Below are 9,568 nucleotides of genomic sequence, written 5' to 3' on the forward strand. Positions count from 1 at the left end.
GCATAATGTTAACGATAACATTATGCAAATTTATTATTTATCGAACAGCTATAGCTGCTGAAATGCTGGTATTTCCTAATTCTATCGTTTTTTGATTCAATTTAAGAAATAATTTGTGCGACAATTTTTTCAACAATTAAGGCAAACGCTTGTCTTATGGGTGTTTAATTTCGGCTGAACCGCACTTAGCACAACAAGTGCAATCTAATCGCTCGCACGGATAATCGTAGTCGGCAATTAGAAATTGTGCATTAAGTTCAATACTAATCTAACGATTAAACAATATAATAAATATCACGATATCCCTGCTGGCATATATATTCAGTCGTTTATTCAATGCCTACTCGATTATTCACGTCAATAGATTGTGTCTCTTCCGTAATATCTAAACTAATTTTCAGTGTCTAACCTTTTTGTTGTAAATTATAGCTAATCGAATCAATAATTCGGTTCAACTGTTGTAACATCTTCTAAAAGTAAGAAACGAATGACATAATGGCGTTGGTTGACTAATAACCGTACGATTTGATTTCGCAGATAGTCAACAGTCTTTTTTTTATTGCATGTTGTACTCGTACCATCAGTTCATGTGATACTTGATCTGGATGATTAATTACATGGCTAAGTGTCATTTTTGAGACATGCGCCTTTCGTGCAATATTATTTTGATTCACCACGTCTCATCACAAAATTCAGGTAAGGAGTATTCAATATCTAAAATTGGAAAATGATTACCGGGGCTTTGTTACTAACAAAGGCTGGGCACACGCTATTGCTCATGGTAGTGATTTTTTAGGAAGTTCACTAAGTCATACTAAATTTCATCTAACTAATGTTAGTGAACTGTTTATAACTCTCAAAAAAGTCATCAATCGGTTAGAAACGCCTTTTATTGATGAGGAAGAATCCCGGTTAGCATCAGCTTTTAAATTAGGTGTCCAGGCAGAGAACATTTCAGTCGAGGACTTTATTAAAGGTATTCAATATATTGATAAAGAATTGTGGATGCAATATGATGCTACAAAACTAAATACTTGCTATCGATTACATACTTGGACCCTTATACTACATCACTGGTTAATTTTCTTTTCAAATGATTCAGAAATCAAATCAATTGTCGAACTTAAGTTAAATCACTATTATCAAAAGATGGGTTATAATTTTTAACTCTTTTTTTGATAATAGATTGAAGAGTCAATGGTAATCCGACTGGTCTAGGGGCATGTGATCCCGGTTACTTGGTTAATTAAACAAGTCATGCTACAATATATATGTAAACAAAAAGCCTTGTGCTACCAACACGAGGCCTGGGCTACTTCAACAGTGGCTGTTAAATTTGAATTTAAAACCGCCTTACTCGTCAAAGCAAAGGGCGGTTTTTTGTTTGTCTTACTTCTTGTTGTGATTGTCGATATACGTCAACAATGCCAACAAAAAGCTCCCGAACAATATCATTAAAGATATTGCATCGTGAACAGACATGTTCAGCTAACCCTCCTTTCATCAGATTTTGAAGTCTACGAACACTTGTTCATAGGCACCAACCCCTTTCGGAAAGATTAGTCACCGCCTTTTAACCCATGAATTTATTATATCATAAAAGCCGTTAAATCCCTGTTGTACCAATGGATTTAACGACTTTTTAATCAGACCAGTTCACTATTTTAGATGCGCAAATATTCACGTCTTTTTAACATATGATGTATCTATGAACTATCTTATTTTACTTACTGAACACATTTTAAATGGATAACCATTTACTCACTAACGGTTGTGAAGATTACTCCAATTTTTTTATTCAGTTCAGCCATTTTTTAATCATGCCCCATAATTCAAATATTAAATTTCATGGGCAAGTCCATTTCAAAATAGTTTTCCAATACCAAAGTGAATTGCGACTGTTACAAGACCAATAATAATATTCCGAATAATTGCTCGTTTGATAAGACCATTAGAGATTTTAGCACTCAAAAATCCAGTTAATCCAACAGCGAAAACTGTTGCACCAATTGTAGCGACAAATTGATAGTGTCCTGTTACGAATACTAAAGCTGCTAATGGAAAAATACCACCAATTGCGGCACTAAACAATGATGACCACGCTGCTGACCAAGGATTCATATAATGTCCCAACGTAAAATCATATTTAACACTCAAAACTGTTTCTAGTGGTTTTTTAGTGAGTAGTTCATCCGCAATTTTTTCGGCTGTATGTTGTGAAACACCACGATCGACATAAAAATTGGTAACTATCCGCTTTTGTCCAGCGATGTCATCATTTAACAATTGTTGTTCTTTCGCAACAACAACTTTTTCGCTATCAGTTTGTGAACTGACAGATGCATATTCACCAGAAGCCATTGATAGTGCACACGCTAGTAGGTCAGATAAACCAGCAATAAAAATGGCAAAATGATTATTTGTTGCAGCGGCCACAGAAAAAAGAACACCAACAACAGTTAAAACACCATCATTTGCTCCCAGAACACCGGCACGTATCGTGTTCAATCGCTCATCCATAGTCATTTTAATACTATTTTTCTTTTCCATAGTATACTCACCTTCATCTAAAGAAGCTACCAATAGCATAAGTTACGAGCATGGTAAATACACCAGCCAACACATTGCGAATTGCGGAGTGCCTTTTATCAGCACCGTTTAAGTAGGCAGCTGTATACCCTGTTATAGCTAAAGCCAAAATAACGGCAAAAAAAGTTACTAATTCACGAACATCAAGTGCTGACGTTGAGATTGCCACCATTGGTAGTACTGAACCAATCGGAAAACTAATCAAAGATGCTAAAGCCGCATCTTTTGCACTTAACTCATGATCTAACGAAAAACCATAACGTTCACGCACAGTTGTCACCAAGGGGTCCATATTCATCATTTCTCGAGTTGCTTGTTGGGCCAACTCTAATGAAATGCCATGCGCTTCATATTTTTTTTGAACAAAATCAAACTCCTTATTATAATCATCCGCTAACGCTTTTGTTTGTACCCGACGTACTTTTTCTTCAGCATCATGTTGTGAACTAACTGAAACGTATTCCCCCATCGCCATCGAAACAGTGCCCGCTAACGTGCCTGCAAATCCAGCTAACAAAATAGTTCCGGTATGACTTGTGGCGCCTGCAACACCCAATATGATTCCCGAAACAGACAAGATGCCATCATTTGCTCCCATAACCGCTGCACGAATAATATTATCACGCTGCATTAAACTTTGTTTTTTGGACATTGCCATCACTCCTTTTTAGAATCATTCTAATATAATTAGATAATAACGCTCTTTGTCTCACAATTCAAGTTGTTTTGTAGAACATTTTAGGCGTGATATAATGATGTCATATTGAATGGAGATAATGATGTTTGATCAAAAATTACGTAACATGTTGCAACGATATGGACTTAGGGCAACAACTCAGCGTATGGTTATTTTAGATTATCTGATGTCTCATAAAACTCATCCAACAGCTGAAATGATCCATGCTGACTTACAATCAATTAGCCTAGCTACCATTTACAACACACTTGAAAAATTAGTTTATACTGGATTAGTCATTGTTATTGATAGTAATGATGATAAACGTCATTTTGATTACTATGGTGAACCCCACTAACACATCATCAATCAAAAAACACACGAAATCATTGATGCTAATAATTTTGACGTACAACCATTACTTGACGCAGCTCGGAAAGCTAGTGGTCTCAATATTTCTGGTTATCATATTGAGCTATATGGTATTGACCCTAAAGATGCAAAATAAAAACACAACTGTTTCGATGTACCCAATAACTTGAACAGGGTAACATCTATTCAGGTTACTGGTTTTTTTATGTCCACGAAAGTCACGTTATAATTTACTCGTAAACAAAAAAGCCCCGTGCGATAACACGAGGTCTTACTTACGCCAACGTTGACTGTTTAAATTTGAATTTAAAGCCGCCTTTTTACCTATCAAATCATGAGGCGGTTTTTAGTTTGCCTTACTTCTTGTTGTTTTCGATGTGTTAGGATAAGTAACTCATCACTGATGATTTGACTAATTTTGAAATTGGTTTTGTGTTCGCAAATGATAGCAAATTGTATGCTTACGCCACTTTTGATAGTATATTAAAAAGTGAAAACGATTACTGAATATAATCTTATAATTGGTCATATTTACATTTAATTCACAAATACACAACTAGTTAAAGAGTGGTTTTTATTCATGAAAATAAATTTTATAGGACCATAACTTTAAAATCTAATTAGAAGCTCAACAATAAATAAATAGTAGGAGAAAATAATTGATTAAAAAAGAAAAATACTTATTCTGGGCTAGACTATTTAATCCAATTGTCATTGTAGTTTTTGCTATCTTAGTTTGGTTACTCATCAATATAGCAAATTTTGGTAATTTACTTTTAAACCTTCCCTTAGTCATCATAATTAGCATCAGTATTTTGACTTGGTTCATCTGGTGTATTATCCATTTTAATTCTTGGAAAAAAGTACAAAGGTATTTTTCATCACGAACTTTATACAAGTCTTGGAATTTTATAGGACCTGCAATATTTCTTTCATTGTGCATTATACTAGTAATTGGTCAATATCGAAGTGCACAGGAAATTGGTACCCGTCTTAATTACAGGCTAGATTATATTTTTAACGTTCGTAGTGTAAAAGTAACAAAAGATAACATATACAATAACGGTTTAAATAAATTTTTTGCTAGCATAGGACAAAAAGTAAACTTACCAAATAAACTTTATGTATCTCCTGATGATCCGTTGAAAATTACTTTTGATCATAATGGAAAAATCACCCTGTTCGAGGGTTATCTAACCGGTCAAAATAAGGATAAATCTGGACAAACATACCTAATCAATTACGACACTAGTAAAAGTAATAAAATTATAATTCGTAGAAGTCAAAGTGATTTTGATACTAAAGTAGTAAAAAAATCTAACAATATTGATCCTCTGTTAAAAATTACGAATACATCAAAGTTTTCTAATACTTTAAAAAATGAAGCTGGATCAACCTTCGATTTATACTATGCTGGAACAACACAATTAAAGCCTACACAACAAGGAATTATTGATGTTAATAAAAATGGTGATACCACAGACATTGAGCAAACATCCCAGTATAACGTGCCAATTTATATTCATGGAGAAACAGCACAAGCATTCTTTAGATTCTTTGATAGTCGCATAAAGGCAAGTGCTGACTTACCAGCACCAGATCCAACAACTGATTTAAACACAAACGAAGTCCAATCATTCAGAAGCAAAAAAATTGGGTATCGTCTACAAGTGGTCAATGCTGCACTAGGTACGTATTATTACAAATTAATGCAGACTAATGACGGTGGTAGAACCTGGACACCTCTGAATAATGATCCATTTCATGGAGAAGGTGGTACAGCATTAAATGTAAAATTTTTGAGCAAGTCCCTTGGATTTGTTGCTTTATCACAGAACTCAGGTACTAGTTCCAAATTATATCGTACTGAAGATGCAGGAAAAACTTTTTCCGAAGTGACCTATGATACAAAAAAAATATCATTAGACAATCACGATGATTATGAACCATTTGTTGCACCTGATATGCCTACTAAGACAAAAGATGGTCTACAAATGAAAGTTGGTCAAGGAACTCAGGGTGATTATGAAAGTGGTTTTGCGCAAGCTCTTTATCATTCTATAGATGAAGGTAAAACATGGTCTTTTGTTAAAATTATTCATCATAAAAATTAAATAAGTATACTTCAAAGTATACTCTTAAACCGCCTTACTCGAAAAAGCTGAGGGCGGTTTTTTGTCTTACTTCACTTATCGGGCACATTTTAAGTGAATGACTGTTTACTTACTGATGTAATTATTAATAGTTTGCAAAATTGCTTGCTGAGAATCGTTTAGTGGCACGTTTTTACGTGTTAAAAGATAGATGTTAAATGTTGGTAAATTCTTGTTCAAAAGATTGGTGTAATGCGTATCATGATCAGTTTCACGCAACGCCAAAGTTGTAATCAATGTCATGCCCAAACCTTCCCTTACTACGCTTTTGAGCGCCTCAACATTTGAGGTTTGATACAAAATATGGGGAAAAACTTCCGTGTTATATGTTAGTTCCTTAAAGACACGACTGTGAATAAATCCTTCATTAAATAAAACGAAATCTTCACTTGCAACATCTTCAAAATAGCATTCATCAGGCATGTCATATTTCGTGGTTGCTAATACAAATGGGAATGACGCCACCTTTTGTGCATTAACGCCAGGAATATGAACATCGTCAATCGATGCAATTAAACCAAAATCTAATTTACCCTCCTTAACGTGTGCCATTAAATCATCGCTCCCAAGCTCTACTGCCTCAAAATTTGGAAGTAAATGCATTTTAGCAAGTTCACGCGTGACCGGTAAAAAATAATAATTTCCAATGATTGGTGGTAACCCAAATCGCAGTTTCTTTAGTGAATGTAACCGTACCTCTTCCTTCGTGAAGGTAATTTCACTTTGAATTTGTTTAGCTAGAGTCAACACAAGTTCACCAGTTCGAGTGAGTTCCACCGACTTTTTTGAAGCATGACGTTCGAGTAATTCGCTGTCAAACTCCTCCTCTAGTCGTTTGATAGCATATGTAATTGTCGGCTGAGTGACACCGAATTGCTCAGAAACAGCAGTAAACTGTTTCAACTGCGCCAAGGCAGAAAAATATGAAAGATCTTTGAAGTTCATTCCAGTACCTTCCATCCGTTCGTTTATAAATAAATTTTATCACATCTACACGATTTGACTATAAAAATTTATAGATAGTAGACTAGGCACCGTTAAGAAATTGTTATTTAATTTTAAGGAGATAATTACATAATGCGTGGACAAGAAATTTTAAACAACCCTTTCTTGAATAAAGGTACTGGTTTTACTGAAGAAGAGCGTGCAGAACTTGGCTTAACTGGTTTATTACCAGCCCATGTTCAAACGATTAAAGAACAAGCTGATCAGGCTTATGCCCAATATTTAACAAAGGCTAACAACGTTGAAAAGCGTATTTTCCTTTCAACATTGTTCGACACAAACCGTACTTTGTTCTATTACTTGGTAGATCAACACGTTGCTGAATTCATGCCAATTGTATATGATCCAACCATTGCAGACACAATCGAAAACTATTCTGCGTTATTTGTGAATCCACAAAACGCTGCCTTCTTGGATATTAATCACCCCGAGAACATTGAAGCTACATTAAAAAATGCTGCTGATGGACGTGACATTAAATTATTGGTTGGCACTGATGCTGAAGGTATCTTGGGAATTGGTGACTGGGGTGTTCAAGGTGTTGATATTGCCGTTGGAAAGTTGATGGTTTACACCGCTGCTGCCGGTATCGACCCTACCTCAGTCTTACCAGTTTCGGTTGACGCTGGTACGAATCGTAAAGAGTTGTTGGCAGATCCACTATATTTGGGTAACCGCCACGAACGTGTTCACGGTGAACAATACTTTAAATTCATTGATAAATTTGTTAAGACTGCACAATCACTGTTCCCAGACATGTACTTACACTTTGAAGACTTTGGACGATCAACGGCAACAAAAATTTTGAACACATACAAAAATAACTGGCCAACGTTTAATGATGACATTCAAGGAACTGGCATCGTTGTCACATCAGCTGTTTTGGGTGCCTTGGCTATTACTGGTGAGGACATTAAGTCACAAACATACTTGACGTACGGTGGTGGTTCAGCTGGTACAGGTATCGCTAGTCGTGTCTTGGCCGAATTTATGCAACAAGGTTTATCGGAAGAAGAAGCTCGTAAGCACTTCTATATGGTTGATCGTCAAGGGCTATTATTTGACGATGATGAAACGTTGACACCTGAACAAAAACCTTTTGCTCGTTCACGTTCAGAATTTGAAAATGCTGATGAATTAACGGACTTATTGACAATTGTTAAGACTGTTAAACCAACTGTTTTGGTCGGTACCTCAACTAATCCTGGTTCATTTACCAAGGAAATTGTTGCGGCAATGATTGCTAACACTGATCACCCAAAAATTTTTCCATTGTCAAACCCGACGAAGTTACACGAAGCCATGCCAGATGATTTGATTAAGTGGTCAGACGGTAAAGCCTTGGTTGCTGCTGGCGTACCTGTCGATCCAGTTGTGGCTTCAAATGGTGTAACCTACGAAATCGGCCAAGCTAACAACATGCTAGTTTACCCAGGTTTGGGATTGGGAACAATTGTTGCCAAAGCTAAGATATTGTCAGACGGTATGATTTCAGCTGCTGCCCATGCTTTAGGTGGTATGGTTGATACTTCTCAACCTGGTGCTCCTGTTTTGCCACCTGTGTCACGTTTGTCAGAAATGTCATTTCGTGTTGCCGTTGCTGTAGCTAAGCAAGCAATTGCTGAAGGATTGAATCAAGTTGAAATCGACAACGTTGAAGCTGCTGTTAAGTCTGCCCAATGGACACCTAAATACTAATCAAATATAGGAGTTATTTTTTAAAATGTCTGCATTACTAACATCAATCTCATCCGTTGTTGAGATTATCTTCGTGATTGCTTTGGGTTACTTACTACGAAATGGTGGCAAGTTCCAAGACTCATTCAAACATGATATTGAATTCTTAATTATGAAGGTCGCCCTGCCCTTAAACATATTTGTTGGTGTTTTGGACAACTTAACCCGTTCAAAATTGATTGCCCTTTCTGGGTCATTAGTTTTCGTCATTATTTCATTTGCAGTTGGTTACCTAATAGCTTGGATCTTGACGAAAATTTTGAAGGTTCGAGAAGGACGTCGTGGCACGTTCATAAACATGTTCGTGAACGCAAATACAATCTTTATCGGTTTGCCGTTAAACTTGGCATTATTTGGACAACATTCATTGTCGTTCTTCTTGGTTTACTATCTTGCTAACACTGTTTCAACATGGGCAATTGGTATCTTCTTTGTTTCTAATGACGGACCAAAGTCTGACAATACCAGAAAGTTTAATTGGAAGAAATTGTTACCTGCTCCATTGTTAGGCTTTATCGTTGCTTTAGTATGGTTGTTACTAGACTTACCTTTACCTACGTTGGTTGATAAAACCTTCTCAATGGTTGGTGGCGTGGTAACACCATTGTCATTGATTTACATCGGTATTGTACTGGCAGATGCTGGTTTGAAGTCAATTCACTTCGATCGTGATACGATTGTCGCTCTACTTGGTCGATTTGTCTTTGCCCCTGCCGTTATGATTATTATCATGATGCTGTTTAAGAATACAATGAACATTCCATCAGTTGAACAAGGTACATTGGTTATCCAAGCTGCTGCTCCTGGATTAGCTGTTTTGCCAATTTTGGTTGGTGATGCTAAGGGTGACGTCGAATATGCGACAAATGTTGTTACAACTTCAACTGTCCTATTCGTGATTGTCGTACCAATTTTGATGCAAATAATTACGATGTTGTAATTAAAAAATTAGACAAGTAGCGTATATACAAACGAAAATGACTAATACTTTCATCAAATACCAGTGCATGTAAGTAACCTAAAAAAACATCGGAAC

At 36.1% G+C, this 9,568-nt stretch carries 9 protein-coding genes and 1 pseudogene; 5 read left to right on the plus strand and 5 right to left on the minus strand.

The window, feature by feature from the left end:
* Window positions 1-509: 509 nt before the first annotated feature.
* Entirely contained in the window at window positions 510-632 is a 123-nt protein-coding gene (locus tag HMPREF0877_RS10485) for a helix-turn-helix domain-containing protein (protein WP_242446767.1), read from the minus strand.
* A gap of 58 nt (window positions 633-690) precedes the next feature.
* On the opposite strand from HMPREF0877_RS10485, the gene HMPREF0877_RS01080 reads away from it, so the two are divergent.
* Entirely contained in the window at window positions 691-1,167 is a 477-nt protein-coding gene (locus HMPREF0877_RS01080; protein ID WP_081443706.1) for a DUF2785 domain-containing protein, read from the plus strand.
* Between the two features lie 222 nt (window positions 1,168-1,389).
* On the opposite strand, the gene HMPREF0877_RS10335 is transcribed toward HMPREF0877_RS01080, so the two are convergent.
* The 3 genes from HMPREF0877_RS10335 to HMPREF0877_RS01095 form a co-directional block, all read right to left on the minus strand.
* Window positions 1,390-1,482: a putative holin-like toxin gene (locus tag HMPREF0877_RS10335; protein WP_219843350.1), complete on the minus strand. Its 93-nt coding sequence runs from the start codon at window positions 1,480-1,482 to the stop codon at window positions 1,390-1,392.
* A 381-nt stretch (window positions 1,483-1,863) separates the two neighbouring features.
* On the minus strand, window positions 1,864-2,550 hold the full coding sequence (locus tag HMPREF0877_RS01090) for a VIT1/CCC1 transporter family protein (RefSeq protein ID WP_040760167.1): 687 nt from the start codon (window positions 2,548-2,550) through the stop codon (window positions 1,864-1,866).
* A 13-nt stretch (window positions 2,551-2,563) separates the two neighbouring features.
* Window positions 2,564-3,241 (minus strand): VIT1/CCC1 transporter family protein, encoded by a 678-nt coding sequence (locus tag HMPREF0877_RS01095; protein WP_040760170.1) that lies wholly within the window; start codon window positions 3,239-3,241, stop codon window positions 2,564-2,566.
* Window positions 3,242-3,368: 127 nt separating this feature from the next.
* Here HMPREF0877_RS01095 and HMPREF0877_RS01100 point away from each other — a divergent pair.
* Together HMPREF0877_RS01100 and HMPREF0877_RS01105 are read left to right on the plus strand one after the other, a co-directional pair.
* Window positions 3,369-3,773 (plus strand): annotated as a pseudogene (locus tag HMPREF0877_RS01100) (Fur family transcriptional regulator).
* 523 nt (window positions 3,774-4,296) lie between these two features.
* Window positions 4,297-5,751: a beta propeller repeat protein gene (locus tag HMPREF0877_RS01105; RefSeq protein ID WP_002827263.1), complete on the plus strand. Its 1,455-nt coding sequence runs from the start codon at window positions 4,297-4,299 to the stop codon at window positions 5,749-5,751.
* A gap of 105 nt (window positions 5,752-5,856) precedes the next feature.
* On the opposite strand, the gene HMPREF0877_RS01110 is transcribed toward HMPREF0877_RS01105, so the two are convergent.
* Window positions 5,857-6,735, minus strand: coding sequence for a LysR family transcriptional regulator (locus HMPREF0877_RS01110; RefSeq protein WP_040760173.1), 879 nt, complete (start codon window positions 6,733-6,735; stop codon window positions 5,857-5,859).
* 132 nt (window positions 6,736-6,867) lie between these two features.
* Here HMPREF0877_RS01110 and HMPREF0877_RS01115 point away from each other — a divergent pair, with 132 nt between their 5' ends.
* Together HMPREF0877_RS01115 and HMPREF0877_RS01120 are read left to right on the plus strand one after the other, a co-directional pair.
* Window positions 6,868-8,493, plus strand: a complete 1,626-nt coding sequence (locus tag HMPREF0877_RS01115) for a malolactic enzyme (protein WP_002827265.1) — start codon at window positions 6,868-6,870, stop codon at window positions 8,491-8,493.
* Window positions 8,494-8,518: 25 nt separating this feature from the next.
* On the plus strand, window positions 8,519-9,472 hold the full coding sequence (locus HMPREF0877_RS01120; protein WP_002827266.1) for an AEC family transporter: 954 nt from the start codon (window positions 8,519-8,521) through the stop codon (window positions 9,470-9,472).
* The last annotated feature ends 96 nt before the right edge of the window (window positions 9,473-9,568 follow it).

The sequence above is a fragment of the Weissella paramesenteroides ATCC 33313 genome (assembly GCF_000160575.1).
Lineage (GTDB): Bacteria > Bacillota > Bacilli > Lactobacillales > Lactobacillaceae > Weissella > Weissella paramesenteroides.